At 36.6% G+C, this 15,741-nt stretch carries 14 protein-coding genes; 8 read left to right on the top strand and 6 right to left on the bottom strand.

The window, feature by feature from the left end; genetic code table 11:
- Positions 1–92: 92 nt before the first annotated feature.
- Positions 93–2,339 carry a heavy metal translocating P-type ATPase gene (locus A3EM_RS0125545; protein WP_020531091.1) on the bottom strand — a complete coding sequence of 749 codons (2,247 nt, stop codon included), beginning with the start codon at positions 2,337–2,339 and terminating at the stop codon, positions 93–95.
- Between the two features lie 618 nt (positions 2,340–2,957).
- Here A3EM_RS0125545 and A3EM_RS0125540 point away from each other — a divergent pair.
- The 8 genes from A3EM_RS0125540 to A3EM_RS0125515 all read left to right on the top strand — a co-directional run bounded on the left by A3EM_RS0125540 (position 2,958) and on the right by A3EM_RS0125515 (position 7,798).
- On the top strand, positions 2,958–3,332 hold the full coding sequence (locus tag A3EM_RS0125540; protein WP_020531090.1) for an ArsR/SmtB family transcription factor: 375 nt from the start codon (positions 2,958–2,960) through the stop codon (positions 3,330–3,332).
- Positions 3,329–3,982 (top strand): mercuric transport protein MerTP, encoded by a 654-nt coding sequence (gene merTP / locus A3EM_RS0125535; protein WP_020531089.1) that lies wholly within the window; start codon positions 3,329–3,331, stop codon positions 3,980–3,982. The genes A3EM_RS0125540 and merTP overlap by 4 nt, the downstream gene beginning before the upstream one ends.
- Positions 3,983–3,984: 2 nt before the next feature.
- On the top strand, positions 3,985–4,320 hold the full coding sequence (locus A3EM_RS0125530; protein ID WP_052323388.1) for a heavy-metal-associated domain-containing protein: 336 nt from the start codon (positions 3,985–3,987) through the stop codon (positions 4,318–4,320).
- A complete protein-coding gene (locus A3EM_RS47140; protein ID WP_083925304.1) occupies positions 4,320–4,541 on the top strand; it encodes a GDCCVxC domain-containing (seleno)protein in 222 nt (73 codons plus the stop codon). Before A3EM_RS0125530 ends, A3EM_RS47140 begins: the two co-directional genes overlap by 1 nt.
- Positions 4,538–4,660, top strand: coding sequence for an FAD-binding protein (locus A3EM_RS48400; protein ID WP_281169838.1), 123 nt, complete (start codon positions 4,538–4,540; stop codon positions 4,658–4,660). Before A3EM_RS47140 ends, A3EM_RS48400 begins: the two co-directional genes overlap by 4 nt.
- A gap of 313 nt (positions 4,661–4,973) precedes the next feature.
- On the top strand, positions 4,974–6,176 hold the full coding sequence (locus A3EM_RS0125525; RefSeq protein WP_020531087.1) for a di-heme oxidoredictase family protein: 1,203 nt from the start codon (positions 4,974–4,976) through the stop codon (positions 6,174–6,176).
- A 1-nt stretch (position 6,177) separates the two neighbouring features.
- Positions 6,178–6,606, top strand: coding sequence for a QcrA and Rieske domain-containing protein (locus A3EM_RS0125520; protein ID WP_020531086.1), 429 nt, complete (start codon positions 6,178–6,180; stop codon positions 6,604–6,606).
- Positions 6,581–7,798 carry a hypothetical protein gene (locus A3EM_RS0125515; RefSeq protein WP_020531085.1) on the top strand — a complete coding sequence of 406 codons (1,218 nt, stop codon included), beginning with the start codon at positions 6,581–6,583 and terminating at the stop codon, positions 7,796–7,798. The genes A3EM_RS0125520 and A3EM_RS0125515 overlap by 26 nt, the downstream gene beginning before the upstream one ends.
- 58 nt (positions 7,799–7,856) lie before the next feature.
- Here A3EM_RS0125515 and A3EM_RS0125510 read toward each other — a convergent pair whose 3' ends face one another.
- Genes A3EM_RS0125510 through A3EM_RS0125490 form a run of 5 tightly spaced genes read right to left on the bottom strand, consistent with a single transcriptional unit; the run spans position 7,857 to position 15,717 of the window.
- Positions 7,857–8,744 (bottom strand): cation diffusion facilitator family transporter, encoded by an 888-nt coding sequence (locus tag A3EM_RS0125510; protein ID WP_020531084.1) that lies wholly within the window; start codon positions 8,742–8,744, stop codon positions 7,857–7,859.
- 2 nt (positions 8,745–8,746) lie between these two features.
- Positions 8,747–9,547, bottom strand: coding sequence for a cation efflux transmembrane domain-containing protein (locus A3EM_RS0125505; protein ID WP_026210585.1), 801 nt, complete (start codon positions 9,545–9,547; stop codon positions 8,747–8,749).
- Complete coding sequence (locus A3EM_RS0125500) at positions 9,547–10,146, bottom strand: methyltransferase family protein (RefSeq protein ID WP_044239810.1); 600 nt, start codon at positions 10,144–10,146, stop codon at positions 9,547–9,549. The genes A3EM_RS0125505 and A3EM_RS0125500 overlap by 1 nt, the downstream gene beginning before the upstream one ends.
- Positions 10,147–10,156: 10 nt before the next feature.
- A complete protein-coding gene (locus A3EM_RS0125495) occupies positions 10,157–11,332 on the bottom strand; it encodes an efflux RND transporter periplasmic adaptor subunit (RefSeq protein WP_026210584.1) in 1,176 nt (391 codons plus the stop codon).
- A 14-nt stretch (positions 11,333–11,346) separates the two neighbouring features.
- Positions 11,347–15,717, bottom strand: coding sequence for a CusA/CzcA family heavy metal efflux RND transporter (locus A3EM_RS0125490; RefSeq protein WP_020531080.1), 4,371 nt, complete (start codon positions 15,715–15,717; stop codon positions 11,347–11,349).
- Between the last annotated feature and the right edge of the window lie 24 nt (positions 15,718–15,741).

The following is a 15,741-nucleotide window of genomic DNA, read 5'->3' as shown; positions in this document are numbered from 1 at the left end:
TATTTAAAATAATATTTAGCCTTAAAATCAGCTCCCTTAATATGGTTGTTTTCTCTAGTACATCGAGTATAAAATTACCATTATATTAATTATTAGATTGTTCGTTTTTTTAATCTTAAACTATTAGCCAAAACAGATATTGAACTCAGAGCCATTGCTGCTCCGGCAATCATAGGATTTAATAAAAATCCAGAGATCGGATACAATATACCTGCTGCTATTGGGATAGCAATAATATTATAAATAAATGCCCAAAACAGATTTTGTCGAATTGTTTGCATTGTGGCTTTAGAAAGTTTAATTGCCATCACTATGTGATTTAAATTTGAGGTCATTAAGGTAAGTGATGCACTTTCCATAGCAATATCACTTCCACTTCCCATAGCTATTCCTACATTAGCCTGAGCTAATCCATGTGAATCATTGATCCCATCTCCAGCCATAGCTACTACTTTCCCCCTTTTTTGAATTTCCTCAATATAATCACCTTTGTCAGCTGGTAATAAATTCGCTTTATAATTTTCTATTCCGACCTCTTGAGCTATCACTTTTGCCACCGCTTTGTTGTCACCTGTTAACATGACTACTTCAATCCCCATTTTCTTGACCTGCTTAATCGCCATTTCAGCCTCCTTCTTTACTCTATCTGCCACTGCAATAATGGCTTCAACCTGATTATTATTGGAGAAATAAACTACAGTTTTTGCTTCCTTTTCCAATTCCATAGCCATTTTGGTGAAATTTGGAGATATTTTCACTTTATAATGGTTCATTAGTTTTGTGTTCCCAACTAAATATTTGTTTCCTTCATATTTTACTAAAGCTCCCATCCCGGTAAAACTCTCAAAAGATTCGGTATCTTCTTCAACCACTTGATTTTTACGAAGATATATTGTAATGGCCTCCGCTATTGGATGTTCTGATCTGGATTCTATTGATAATAATATTCCTTTAAGTCTCTCAGATGATTTTTCCTTGGACCAGATCATATCTGTTACCATTGGCCTACCCTCTGTTAGTGTTCCAGTTTTATCTAATATTAAGGTGTTAATTTTATACGCCATCTCTAAAGATTGAGCATCTTTAACCAAAATACCCAGTTGTGCTCCTCTTCCAATGCCTACCATTAAGGCTGTAGGTGTGGCTAAACCTAAAGCACAGGGACATGCTATAATAAGAACAGTAATTAAACTGACCAATGCATGGACTATCCTTGGTTCTGGTCCAAAAAAATACCAGATCATAAAAGTAATTATACTAAGTCCTATAACTATTGGTACAAATATTCCTGCAATTTTGTCTACTAACTTTTGTATTTTGGGCTTACTTGCCTGGGCTTTTTCAACTTGATGAATAATTTTTGACAAAAGGGTCTCCTCTCCTATTCTTTGTGAGATGATGAATAAAGACCCTTTTTGATTAATGGTTCCGGCAAATACGGTTTTTCCTTTATTCTTTTCCACAGGAATAGGTTCTCCTGAAATCATGCTTTCATCAACAAAAGAATTTCCTTTTTTTACTTTTCCATCAACAGGAATCCTATCACCTGGTTTTAGCAAAATAAGTTCTCCTCCAATAATTTCATTATATGGAATTACTTGTTCTTCCCCATTTCTAATAACGGTAACCATTTTTGGTTTCAATCCGATTAGCTTTTTTATAGCTAGGGAAGTTTTACTTTTTGCTCCCTCCTCAAGATATCTACCAAGAAGGATAAACATTATAATTACTACTGCTGATTCGAAATATACATGTGCTACAATCCCCTGATTTTCTAAAAAATGTGGAAAAACAGTATTAATAACACTAAAAATAAAAGCAACACCTGTACTTAAAGCTACCAGAGTATCCATGTTGGCAGAAAAATGCCGCATTTTTTTCCAGGCAATGGAATAAAACTCCCTGCCACTCCAAAACAATACTGGAATTGAAAGGCCCATCATGATCCAGTTTTCATAGGGAATTTTTCCCATGAAAAACATTGCCATTACAAATACTGGGAGTGCAAAAATTGCTGAAACAATTAATTTAATTCCATGCCTCTTATGCCTTTCTTTTTCTATTTCATCAATTTTGTCTGAAGCATTTTCCTCCAATATTATTTCATACCCTATTTCTTGTGCTTTTTGTTTTAACTGATTTAAGCTTATCAGATTTTTGTCATAGGTAAGTGATACCGACTGGTTGGGATAATTTACCGAAACATTAGACACCCCTTCTAAAGGTGTTAAGTAAGATTCAAGACTCACCGCACAGGAGGCGCAAGTCATTCCCAAAACCTTTACATTTTTATTTTGAAAAACAACACTTTTATCTGTTAAAATTTGCTCTATTTCCATACCATTATTTGTAATATGATTTTACAAAGATGGATGAGAAATAGCTTACAAAGCTTACAGAATTCGGATATTAATTTATAGGATTATGTCTTTGAGGGCTGATTTACCAATAAGATAAAAAGAGACGAGTCGGCTAGTTTCATAACTAATTGATAAACAATTTTTTGTGTTAAAAAAACAAATATATTATTATTTGAAATAACAAACTCCTGGTATTTATTAAAACGCTTTTTAATACCCTTCTATATTGGAACCATAAAAAACTGAGGAGTAATTTTTAAATATTAAATTTAAAAACTACTCTGTAAATCATGATTTTAATTTTTCGGATAAAAATATTGGTGAATAATTGGAATAATTTTGTAATACTCCACTATTTTTTATGCTTCCATACTATGGAATAGATGACGACTTTCATATTATTATTTGCTGGTATGTTTCTTATAAAAGTATGGCTATAAAGATAACATTTATCTCTTCGACTAACGACTATTACAAGTATGAACCACTACAATGATAACATAGGTTATATAGCAACACTCTATATTTTAGCTTTTTCTAAAATTCTGAAACTTTTATTCCACAATGACGTTTTAGCAATAACTAAAATATTAAAATATGAGTAATTCATGTATAAGAGTATTAGCGGACCCAGTTCAAATTAAGGAGTGTAAGAAAACACTAAATAGACTTGATGAACAATTGAATTTGGCCACACAGATATTCAACCTTTCAGGAAATGCTGTAAGGCTTAAGATTCTCTTTATTCTACATAAAGAAGGGCAAATGTGTCCTTGTGACTTCAGCGATATTCTGGAGATTTCAGTTGGAGGAGTTTCGCAACACCTTAGGAAGTTGAAAGATGGTGGCTTAGTAAAAGATAAGAAAGTGGGTCAAACTGTATTCTACTCTTTGGTTGAAGATAATATTAAGGTTATAATCCCTGTATTAGAGAGTTTAATTGACAAAAACAAAAAAGAATCTATATTATGAATACTTCAAATCAATCAAATACGCCACCTAAAAGTATTGGTGCTGGTTTGCTAGTAGCCTTTACCGCTTCACTTTGTTGCATTACACCCGTTTTTGCCACTCTGGCAGGAATAGGCGGTATTGCATCGACCTTTTCATGGATGGAGCCATTAAGACCTTTTTTAATTGGTCTTACGGTTTTGGTATTGGGGTTTACCTGGTATCAGAAATTGAAACCAAGAACATCTGAAGAAACTGAATGTGCCTGTGAAGAGTATGAAAAGCCCTCCTTTTGGCAGTCTAAAAAGTTTCTAGGAATCGTTACAGTGTTTGCTGCCTTGATGCTTGCTTTTCCCTCGTACTCGGGCATCTTTTTCCCAGATAACAGTAATGCAACTGATGTAATCGTGGTAAAAGAAAATGATATTACGAAAGCTGAGCTCAGTATCAAAGGCATGACTTGCACTGGATGTGAGCATAGCATCACCGCAGCACTTAATAATAGTGAAGGCGTTATTGAAGCTTCTTCTTCCTATAAAAGTGGTACTGCTTTGGTAAAGTTTGATCAATCAAAAGCATCTATTAATAAATTGGCGGCTGTGGTAGAGAAAGCTACGGGTTACAAAGTTACTCACAAGAAAATCCTTAAAGAAGAATCCTTAAATCAATAGAAATGAAACTCATAATTTTCAGTCTGATGTTTGTATTCCTGCTTGCAGGACATGGAATAGCCCAATCAGTCGATTCTCAGAAAGCAGTCAAAACCGTTAAGAAAAGTGTGATGGTCAAGCTAAAAGTTTCAGGACTCACCTGTGCTGGTTGCGCAAGTCATGTTTATAACGTTTTAAAAGAAACCAAAGGCGTTTTAGAGAACTCGGTAGAATATCCAGGAGATATCGCGGTTGTAGATTATGATCCTAAACTAACCCAACCAGAGAAACTTATTGCAGCTATTGAAGAAAAAACTACTTATAAAGCTGAATTACTAAAACCTAAAAACAACCAATAATGGAAAAAGAAATCATATTACAATCAACTATCACCTGCCCGAATTGTGGACACGAAAAAGAAGAAACGATGCCAACAAATGCATGCCAGTATTTCTATGAGTGTGAAAATTGTAAAAAGGTTATAAAACCTCAAGATGGTGATTGCTGCGTTTATTGCTCTTATGGAACTGTAGCCTGCCCTCCAATTCAGGAAGATGGAAAAAGTAGCTGCTGCGCATGAAATACGATGTAATAGTCATCGGATCAGGCATGGCAGGAATGACCATAGCTAACAAATGTGCCAAGAAAGGACTAAAAACTGCCGTTACAGATTCCAGGTCTGATTTACCAATGAGATAAAAAGAGTCGAGTCGTATAGTTTCATAGCTAATTGATAAACAGCTTGTTGTGTTCAAAAACAATAAATTTATTGTTTTTGAACACAACAACTCTTGGTATTTATTAAAACACCTTTCAATACCCTTCTATATCTCCTTTTTTCTAATTTTATCATTCAACTTCTCAAAATCCCACGGATTTATATGCTTTCCAGACACCTCCTATTATTTCTATCTGGGATTTCAAGAATAATCTAATTTTTTAAATTTAGATTCGCCTAATTTTTTATTTTAGTAAAACTAATTTTAAGTTTGCGTTGTCAATATTTAAAATTATGGCTAATATAAAATCGCAAATTTTACTAGTTATTTGCTTCGTATCATCTGTTCATTATGGCTGTGATGAGGTTTTTCCAGAAGCACCAGTCGAAAATGAGCTACTTGACGGACCTATGGAAGGTCTCTCTTTTTCAGAGCAAAACCAGTTTTTGGTTGGAGATATCGCATTCAATGACGAAATATTCACACCCGAAAGCGGCTTAGGCCCCATGTTCGTGGCTACTTCTTGTGGAAGCTGTCATCCTGGTGATGGTAAGGGCCATCCCTTTACGACCCTTACAAGGTTTGGTCAGACATCTCCCGGGCAAAGTACAAATCTGGCTGTAGGTGCTCCCCAGCTACAAAACAGGGCTATTCCGGGTTTTGAACCTGAAAAACTACCTGATGGTGTTCCTTTTATGAAATTTACTCCACCAGCTGTCACAGGGTTAGGGTTTCTTGCCGCGCTTACAGATCAACAGATTCTGGAAAATGTGGATTCGCTGGATGAAGATGGGGATGGTATTTCAGGGGTGCCTAATTATGTAACTCCTCCAAGTTACTTTGAGCAGAAATCAATTCATGAGCCTATCAGTGATAAAATCATTGGGCGATTTGGGAAGAAAGCTGCTGCAATTGATCTGCTTCAACAAACTGTAGGAGCATATAATCAGGACATGGGTATTACTTCTACCTTTGAACCAATTGATCCATACAGTCAGCTTTCTACCGATCCGGAAGTTTCCGATCAAACGATCCGTGATGTTGTCTTTTATCTCCGGACATTAAAGGCGCCTATTCCCCGATCTGAAGAAAACACAGTGGTACTACAAGGAAAGTCAATTTTTACAGAAATACAGTGTGCTTCTTGCCATATTCCAGAATGGACGACTCCTGAATCTGATATTACTGCCTTATCAAACAAAACATTCTATCCATATACTGACCTATTGTTGCATGACATGGGGCCAGAATTAGACGATGGTGTAACTGAAGGATCAGCAGAAACATTTGAATGGCGAACCCCTCCACTTTGGGGCTTGGGCCTTTCACCTGATTCGCAAGGAGGTGAATTTTTTCTCATGCATGATGGCCGGGCTAAAAGCATTGAAGAGGCCATTTTAATGCACGGGGGAGAAGCAAACGATAGCAGGATTAACTTTAAACAGTTAAATGAAACTAACAAACAAAAACTCTTGACATTCCTAAAAGCACTTTAATATGGACAGAAAAAAATTTTTGAAACTCGCAGGAAGTTCGTGTTTAGCAATTACTGGTATTCCAACTTTACTTACTGGTTGTAGTTCAGTGCATCGGGTAAATGCAATAGTCAGAGAAAATAGGCTTACCGTGTCAAAATTGGAATTTATTGAAGGAACAGAAAAGCCAAGAGACGTTGTACTGGTTCGAGAAATGTCACTAGCCTTTCCCATTGCCTTGTATAGGCTCTCAACAGATGATTATATAGCACTTTGGATGGAGTGTACACATCAGGGCTGTGAGGTAAATGCACAACCACACTATCTAGTATGCCCATGCCATGGGAGCGAGTTTGATTCAAAGGGAAATGTGGTACAAGGCCCAGCAGAAACTAATCTTAAAACTTTTAAAATAAGTACAGATCATGAAAATATTGTCATCCATCTATAACATTGCTGGTTACATTTTGGTGTTTGTTTGTTTAAATCACACTATCAATGCCCAGCAGGCAGATAGTTCTCAGTTGCAACTCAACATGGATGCGGTTTACAACCGACCATTTCTCCAAACAGGAAGTTTTCCAGTAGCAATTGGCGGTTATGTTGAAGCACAAGGAGAATACTTTGTCTCTGATGGAATTTCCGAAGGTGTCTCTTTTAAAATTCCAAGAATGACCTTGTTTGTATCTTCCACCATCATTGAGCGAATCAAATTTCTCTCGGAAATAGAATTTGAAGAAGGTACCAAAGAAATCAATATTGAGTTTGCGGCTCTTGATTTTGAATTTCATCCTTTACTCAATTTTAGGGGAGGAATTATCATGAATCCGATTGGAGCATTTAATCAAAATCATGATGGTCCGAAATGGGAGTTTGTAGACAGACCAATCTCTGCTACTACAATTATCCCGGCCACTTTTAGTAATGTTGGTTTTGGTTTCCATGGAAAAACCTATCAAAAGCAATGGGTATGGGCCTACGAAGCTTATGTTACCAATGGTTTTGATGATCAGATAATTGCAAACAATAAAGGACGTACCTGGCTCCCTGCAGCTAAAGAAAATGAAGATCGTTTTGAGGATAATTTTAATGCAATACCACTTATCACTCTAAAAACTGCTATACGTCACCGGAAAATCGGGGAAATTGGTTTTTCCTGGATGGGTGATGTGTATAACAAATACGAAGAAGACGGAGTTGTGCTCGATCAGAAAAGGAGACTTGACGTTTTGGCAATTGATTGGAACACTTCTGCAATAAAAAACCTGAATATTACCGGGGAATGGGTATGGGCATTTGTAGAAGTTCCAGCTACCTACTCACAACAGTTTGGAAGCCAACAACAAGGCGGATTTATAGATTTTGTTTATACCATTTTAAAGCGTGAAATGTTAGGTTGGGAGAAGGCCAGCATTAACCTGGCCCTGAGACTGGAACATGTAGATTACAATATTGGCTCATTCGAGGAAACAGGAGGCAATATTCATGATGATGTACAGGCAATTGTGCCTGCATTAAGCTTCAGACCCTCATCTCAAACTGTGGTTCGTGCCAATTATCGGTATCTGTGGGAGACAGATTTGTTAGGCAATCCGGCAGCTAAAACAGCCGGTTTTCAGATAGGCATATCCAGCTATTTTTAGTATAAAAAATCCTATTTTTTTCAATTAAAAACTCCATCGGTATTAAATAAGGTCTGACTTAGCAACCCTCCATCTCACAATTTTCATCATGCCCTTCAAACTCCATAGTGATGTGATTGATGGCTTCAGATTTGAGTTTAGTACGAACAGTTTCCTTGAGTTTAACCTGTTCTGATAATTTGTAATCTTTATCCAATTGAAGGTGAATCGTAAGGATATTGTACTGACCATCCATCGACCAAATATGGCAGTCATGAATATCCGTTACTGCAGGTATATCCTTCAGCTTTTCTCCAATATAATCAATGGACACTTCTTCAGGTATGCCTTGAAGGATCACAAGCATACTCTTTCGAAGGTTTTTGTAAACATTGTATAGTACAAATAGTGAAATAAGTACAGAAAGTAGAGGGTCAATGAATGCAGCATCTATGTACATCATAATGATGCTACCGATAAGTACTGCTACCCAGCCTAAAACATCTTCTAGTAAATGTAGTGAAACTACCTTTTCGTTTAACGATTCTCCTTTTCGTAGTTTGAATACAGCTGCACCATTAACCACTATCCCAAGAATGGCGAGATAAAGCATCCCTTGGGCGTTGGTTTCTCCTGGGTTGAATAGCTCTGGTATCGCTTTGGTCAGAATAAAAATAGAGCCGACTAACAATACAATAGAGTTAATAATAGCCCCTAGTAATGAAAACCTTTTATATCCGTAAGAAAACTTTTCCGTTCTTCCTTTCTTCGATAGTTTTTGAAAGTACCAAGACAGCCCTAAACTTAAACTATCACCGAGATCATGAAGAGCATCTGATAAAATAGCTAAACTGTTGGTGAAAAGTCCACCTACAATTTCAATAATAGTAAAAATAAGATTGAGGAAGAAGGCAACTTTTACATTCCCCTCGGAATGATTGTGTGAATGATCGTGATGATGTCCCATAATTATTTTGCGAGATTAAGAATTCGAATTGCTCCTTTAATTACTATAAGAAATATGATTGAACCAATTACCAGATCGGGATACCTGCTAGAAGTAAAATGAACCAGGATACCTGCAGTAATTACACCTAAATTAATAACGATATCATTGGATGTAAATATCATTGAAGCCTGTATATGCGCTTCTTTACTCTTTGTTCTCTGAATGAGATAGAGGGATATAGAATTAGCAATTAGTGCAAGGAAAGAAATAATAATCATGGTCTGGAAAACTGGAATTGCCTCAAACCCAACAAACCTTCTTATCACTTCAATTAATCCAAATAATGCTAAGGCTATTTGAAAATACCCACTTAGCTTAGCAACTAATTTTTTCTTGGCAATGGCTGCTCCTACAGCCATGAGGCTCAATCCATATACAATAGAATCCGCCAACATGTCCAATGAGTCCGCTACCAATCCCATTGATTTAGATAACCAACCATAGGTCATTTCCAGGATAAAGAATACAAAATTAATTATGAGCACCCACCAGAGTGCCGTTTTTTGATTACTCTCAGCTTGATTTTTTGCTGGAACTTCCATTTCTTCATCTACCGTCTCCATCAATGAAGCTTCCAATTTTAAATCATATATTCTTTGTTCGAATCGATCAACTTCGGCTGTATGAAATATAGTCAGTTTTCTTTGCGGAATATCAAAAGACAATTGCTCAATTGAATCAATTCCTTCTAATTTCATACGTATCATTTGCTCCTCAGATGGGCAATCCATTTTCGATATTTTAAAAGTTGTTTTTTTCATTAAAGCCATCTTCTAACTTTTGATTTATAGGTTAAATAATCTTGTCCCTGAACACTTTCAAGATATTCTTCTTCTAGTCTAACCTGAGTCTGTATCGTAACAAATGTCACCAGCTGAATTGAAAAACTGAGGATATTTGGGATAATCAAAAAAGTACCCAGGTAAGAAATAAGTATTCCTAGAAATACAGGATTTCGGGAATATTTAAATAGTCCATGACTAATTAATTTTGTTTTCTCTTCATAGTCAATACCAATTCTCCATGAACTTGACATTTGGAGTTGTGCTAAACTTGTCCAGAGAAAAGATATTATTAGAAGTATTAAACCTGATATTCTCAACCATTCAAAGTCCAAATAATCAACCGGCATCAAGTATTGATACCAATTGGGATAGAAAGAATATATACCGATTGAAACCCAAGTCAACAATACCATCACCTTATAAACTCTTCCAATATAATCATGAGCTTTTTCTGTATTTCCGAAAACAAACGGGTTTACACCCGTTTGTTTCCAAAGAATAACTGACCTGAGGACAAATACCAATAGCAGATAAAGGAATGTTGCAATCGGCAGAAATATTTGATAAAAATTCATACTGTTATTTTTAGTGTTCGTGTTCTGTTTCACCTTTCTTCATTTCTGCCAACAAATAGTAGGCATTATTCCAGGCAACCACTGTCCCTTTTTCAATTGTCTTGAGAGGCTTCACCTCTACCCAGCCATCATCTTCATTTCCAGTAGCAATTTCTACGGGCTCAAATTCCCATTCTATTTCACCATTTTCCTCTACTTCTTTTTCTACCATGAACAAATAAAACTTTTCACCATCTCTCACCACGCCTTCTTTGGGTAAGGCAAATGCTTCAATATTATCTACCATTATACGACCTCTCACATACATTCCTGGGATCAACAACCCTGCTTTATTTTCAATTTCTGCATGTAGATGGATCGCTTTTGGATCTTGCTCAAAAGCCTTTCCCACAGCATAAATCTCTGCTTCTAGTTCCTTATCGATTAAGGATTCAACCTTAAATTTTACTTTTTGTCCTTTCTTTACTTTATTCATATCCTTTTCAAACACCATTAGATCGGCATGGATATGTTCGATATTGACGATCTCAAACATTTCGGTTTGAGGCTGTACAAATTGTCCTATTTTTACTTCAACCAGACGAATATACCCATCAATTGGGCTAGTAACAGGAACTTGTTCATAGAGATTTCCTTCTTTCACTTTATTTACTATGAGGCCCATTATACGGAGCTGTGCTTCATATCCATGAACTGCCCCATTCATAGACTGGTATTCTGCTTGAGTCTTCTGAAACTCTTTTCCTGAACCCACTTTTTCACTATACAGTTTTTTTTGCCTCTGATATTCTTTTTCCAAATACTGAAATTGGTTCCATGCATTAACATAATCAGTTTGTAGCTGAATAAGGTCTGGGTGGCTGATATAAGCCAATACTTGACCTTTCCTGACTTTATCTCCTTCAATTACCTTAATAGAGGTTACATTGGCACCTATTATAGCTGTGACTGTCGCTTCATTTTGTGGAGGAACTTCTAATTGCCCGTTGGCTTCCACGAAAGTGGAGAGATTTCTAAATGGGATCGTATCCACTTTCATTCCTAATGATTCAAATTGTTGTACGGAAAAATGAACTTTTTCCGCATGTTCCTCCTCATTATGCTCTGAGCTTTCAGTCACAGAAGATTTTCCACAAGCTGCCATCAATACTATTGATAGCAAAAAGATATTTATATTCGTTTTCATTGATTTCTTATTTTTTATTGACCAATTAAGAATTCCAGGTTAGTAACTGCCTGGTTGTAACCATTTATGGTATTGAGATAATAAAATTTTAACTGTAGTCCTTGATTCAGCCCTTGAAAGTACTCCACATAGCCTATGGCTCCATTTTCAAAACTTTTTTGGGCATTTTGGATCATTAACTCTGCTTGTGGGATTGCCTTGTCTTTGTAGTAATCCAGGCTACTTCGAAACTTAATTACGGCTTGTAGCTGTTGCTCATATTGACCATGTAATACAGTGTTGAAATAATCAGCTTTTGTCTGAGCCATCTGACCATTCAATTTTGCCATCTTCACTTTGGCTTTATCTGATCCGTAAAATAACGGGATCGATATTCCTACCTGAATTCCACTAAACCGGTCTGAAGATGTTGCTATGTCTCCATTTGCATTTTGTGCACCTATTAAAGATTGATTGAAATAGCCAATGGAGAATCCCGGAAGCATTTTAGAAGATTGGACAGCTTGGTCTGCTTCGGCAATTTTAATCTGTTGCAAGATATAATCCATGCGTGGATTATTGAGTAATTGTACAGAATCCTCAACCAAAGTCATACTTTTTTCTTCCAAGGCATCAGGTATAAACTTCATTTCTTCTGATGCATTAAGAAGAGTTCTTAACTGGTACTGCTGAGTGGCTATATCCGATTGTAATAATTGTAATTCATTCTGGATTTCCATAACACTAGTTTCAGCTGTAGCCTTTTCCAGATAACTACTAGCCTCGGTTTCGTACCTGATATTTGCAGCATGAAGAAAACGTTGATATAAACTATCTTGAAAGACCAATAAATCGTGTCGCTCATTTAGATATGCCAATTGATACCAGGCTTTTTTAATGTCACGTTTCAACTCATTTTCAGAAACCTTTAAAAGCTTTTCAGCACCTGCAATTTTTTCCTTTGCCAGCTTGCTTTGATTACTGTAAACAGTTGGAAATTCGAAGTTCTGATTGAGTTCCCAGGCAAAGTCATTTTCAAAACTATTGTACTGACCATATTGGATACCAAAATCTGTTTTTCCTGGATTCAAACTTCCTTTTTTGTTATTTTCCTGTACCTGAATAAGCGTTTTTGCTACTTGAACATTTCCATTATTAACTAAACCAATTTCAATAGCCTGTTCTAATGAAGTAACTTCATTGCCATCTGAATTTTGGGCATTTACTTTACCAGTTGGTAATAATGAAAAAGAGACTAGTATTAGGATTATAAGTGCTGTTTTGGGAACTGTTATATTATTACTATTTTTCTCTACCCATTGATACAACACCGGGAGTACCAACAAAGTAAGAAATGTGGCTGTAACCATACCTCCAATCACTACAGTTGCCAGAGGTCGTTGCACTTCTGCTCCGGCAGAGGTTGAAATCGCCATGGGTAAAAAACCTAATATATCAGTCAGAGCAGTCAATAGAATTGGTCTAATCCTTCTTTTTGCCCCCAAGCGAATACGATCATTTAAATTAGCTACTCCTTCTTCCTTCAATTCATTCCATCCTCCTATTAAAACTAATCCGTTTAATACAGCTACTCCAAAAAGAACAATGAATCCTACTCCAGCTGATATACTGAATGGCATTCCTCTTAGCCATAATGCAAATACTCCTCCTATGGCAGCAAGTGGAATGGCCATATAGATCATCATGGACTGACGAAATGATTTAAGAGCGAAGAATATTAATAGAAAAATTAATCCAAGTGCAATGGGAACCACTACCTGAAGTCGTTTAGTTGCTCTTTCCAGATTTTCAAAAGCTCCACCATATCGAACATAATATCCAGGGGGTAATTCTAAAGAACTGTTTAATTTCTGTTGAATTTCTGTTACCAATGATTTTACATCTCGACCTCTCACATTGATCCCCACATAGATTCTTCTATTGGTATTGTCCCGACTAATCTGCATGGGCCCAGGTTCATAGCTGATTTCAGCTACTTCCTTCAATGGGATTTGTGAGCCATTCGGTACATTAATATAAAGGTTTTTAATATTTGAAATGCTTTTGCGATGTTCCTCGTTTAATCTCACCACCAAGTCAAATCGTTTTTCGCCTTCAAAAATTACTCCTGCCTTTCCTCCAGCAAAGGATGTTTCAAGGATGGTGTTTAGATCAGAAATATTGAGTCCATATTGTGCCAACTTGTTCCTGTTATAAACTACTGTCATTTGGGGTAGTCCTTTTGTTGCTTCTACACGCATATCTCCAATACCTTGTGTCCCTGCAATGATCTTGGCAACCTCTTCGGCTTTGTTGGCTAATACATTAATATCTTCTCCATAAAGTTTGATTGCGATGTCTTCTCTAACCCCTTCCAGCAATTCATTAAATCGCATTTCAATAGGTTGCGTGAATTCGTAATTGACCCCTGGTATTTGAGAGACTGTTTTTTTCATTTCCTCTACTAACTCATCTTTTGAAGAAGCAGATACCCATTCTGACTTAGGTTTTAGGATAACAAAAACATCTGCTAAATCCATTGGCATGGGGTCGGTAGGCACTTCAGCTACACCAATTCTGCTCACGATTTTTTCTACTTCAGGGAACTCCTGTTTTACCAAATTTTCGATTTTGGTGGTAGTTTCAATGGTTTCGGTCAATGAACTACCAGGCTTTAGAATGGCATGAAAAGCAAGATCGCCTTCATCCAATTCAGGAATAAATTCACCACCCATTCGCGAAAAAGTAATGGATGCTATAGCCAATAACAATACTGAAGTGATTACCACCAGCCAACTTCTTTTAAGCACTTTACCTAAAATTGGTTCGTATCTATTTTCTAGCCAGATAACAAACCGGTCACCCCACATCATTTTTTTCTGCTTGCCTATTCGTATGAACCATGCAGACATCATGGGAACATATGTTAGGCATAAGATCATAACTCCAATCATGGCAAACATAAAAGTCAATGCCATAGGTTTAAACATTTTTCCTTCTACACCTTGTAAAGCCAAAATAGGGATGAAAACAATCAAAATAATCAACTGTCCAAAAAAGGCTGAGTTCATCATTTTACTTGAAGCTTTATAGGCTACTTCATCACGTAATTCAGAATTAATGGACTGCTTTTTTAATATTCGATCATGAAGTAAAAAAACAGTGCTTTCTACAATTATAACTGCTCCATCTACGATGATTCCAAAATCAATAGCTCCCAAACTCATGAGGTTTGCCCAAACATCAAATGCATTCATAAGAATAAAGGCAAATAAGAGTGATAATGGGATAGTAGAAGCCACAATTAATCCACCTCGCCAGTTTCCTAGTAGAAATACTAAAACGAAGATGACAATTAAAGCACCTTCAGTAAGATTTTGTCCTACAGTACTAGTCGTTTTAGCAATGAGTTTACTTCTATCTAAAAGTGGTTCTATGATAACTCCTTCAGGTAGGGACTGTTGAATTAGTTCCATTCTTTCCTTAACACTGGATATTACATCATTGGAGTTTGCTCCTTTCAGCATCATCACTAAACCTCCAACTACCTCACCAGTTCCATCTTGAGTAAGTGCACCATAGCGAACGGCTGAACCATGCTGAACAGAAGCCACATCTTTGATGCGTATAGGAAGACCATTGATATTTTTTACAACAATATTTTCAAGATCATTTAGACTTCTGGCCAGTCCTTCACCCCTAATAAAATTGGCATGATGGTCTTTTTCAATATAAGCTCCACCAGTATTTTGATTATTATTTTCCAATGCTTGAAAAATATCCAGAGTTGTAATACCCATAGCATTTAGCTTATCAGGATTTATAGCCACCTCATATTGTTTTATTTTACCTCCGATGGCATTGATTTCCACAACACCTGGGACCATTGCCATTTGACGTTGCACGATCCAATCTTGCATGGTACGTAAATCAGTAGGCGTATATTGATCTTTATGTTCGGCATCTACCTTTAGTGTGTATTGATAAATCTCCCCGAGACCTGTGCTAATAGGTCCCATAGAAGGTTCACCAAACCCTTTCGGAATTTCTTCTTTTACTTCCGTAAGCTTTTCAGCTACCAGTTGTCGGGGAAGATAAGTACCCTGACCATCTTCGAAAACAATGGTTACAACTGAAAGTCCAAATCGCGAAATAGAACGAATTTCAATGACACCGGGAAGATTTGCCATGGCCACTTCTATTGGATAGGTCACAAACTGTTCTATATCTTCTGTTCCTAAATTGGGAGCTTGTGTGATTACCTGTACTTGGTTGTTTGTGATGTCAGGAACAGCATCTAGTGGAACTTTGGTGGTACTCCATATACCTGCCACCACAAGTATTATTGTGAGAAATCCAATTAAGAGCTTATTCTTAATTGAAAACTCAATTAACGCATTGATCATATCAAATGATTTTTGAAATTTGGT

It is taken from the genome of Flexithrix dorotheae DSM 6795 (assembly GCF_000379765.1).
In the GTDB taxonomy this organism is placed as follows: domain Bacteria; phylum Bacteroidota; class Bacteroidia; order Cytophagales; family Flammeovirgaceae; genus Flexithrix; species Flexithrix dorotheae.
Note: the sequence above shows the minus strand (reverse complement) of the source record. Positions and strands in the feature narration are given on the sequence as shown.

Bases quoted from the DNA above. Each gene is read 5' to 3' on its own strand.
- A3EM_RS0125505 (WP_026210585.1), bottom strand. From the start codon at position 9,547: ATGAAAAAAACAACTTTTAAAATATCGAAAATGGATTGCCCATCTGAG.
- A3EM_RS0125490 (WP_020531080.1), bottom strand. From the start codon at position 15,717: ATGATCAATGCGTTAATTGAGTTTTCAATTAAGAATAAGCTCTTAATT.
- A3EM_RS0125530 (WP_052323388.1), top strand. From the start codon at position 3,985: ATGAAACTCATAATTTTCAGTCTGATGTTTGTATTCCTGCTTGCAGGA.
- A3EM_RS0125545 (WP_020531091.1), bottom strand. From the start codon at position 2,339: ATGGAAATAGAGCAAATTTTAACAGATAAAAGTGTTGTTTTTCAAAAT.
- A3EM_RS48400 (WP_281169838.1), top strand. From the start codon at position 4,538: ATGAAATACGATGTAATAGTCATCGGATCAGGCATGGCAGGAATGACC.
- A3EM_RS0125495 (WP_026210584.1), bottom strand. From the start codon at position 11,332: ATGAAAACGAATATAAATATCTTTTTGCTATCAATAGTATTGATGGCA.
- A3EM_RS0125510 (WP_020531084.1), bottom strand. From the start codon at position 8,744: ATGGGACATCATCACGATCATTCACACAATCATTCCGAGGGGAATGTA.
- A3EM_RS47140 (WP_083925304.1), top strand. From the start codon at position 4,320: ATGGAAAAAGAAATCATATTACAATCAACTATCACCTGCCCGAATTGT.
- A3EM_RS0125500 (WP_044239810.1), bottom strand. From the start codon at position 10,146: ATGAATTTTTATCAAATATTTCTGCCGATTGCAACATTCCTTTATCTG.
- A3EM_RS0125515 (WP_020531085.1), top strand. From the start codon at position 6,581: ATGAAAATATTGTCATCCATCTATAACATTGCTGGTTACATTTTGGTG.
- A3EM_RS0125520 (WP_020531086.1), top strand. From the start codon at position 6,178: ATGGACAGAAAAAAATTTTTGAAACTCGCAGGAAGTTCGTGTTTAGCA.
- merTP (WP_020531089.1), top strand. From the start codon at position 3,329: ATGAATACTTCAAATCAATCAAATACGCCACCTAAAAGTATTGGTGCT.
- A3EM_RS0125525 (WP_020531087.1), top strand. From the start codon at position 4,974: ATGGCTAATATAAAATCGCAAATTTTACTAGTTATTTGCTTCGTATCA.
- A3EM_RS0125540 (WP_020531090.1), top strand. From the start codon at position 2,958: ATGAGTAATTCATGTATAAGAGTATTAGCGGACCCAGTTCAAATTAAG.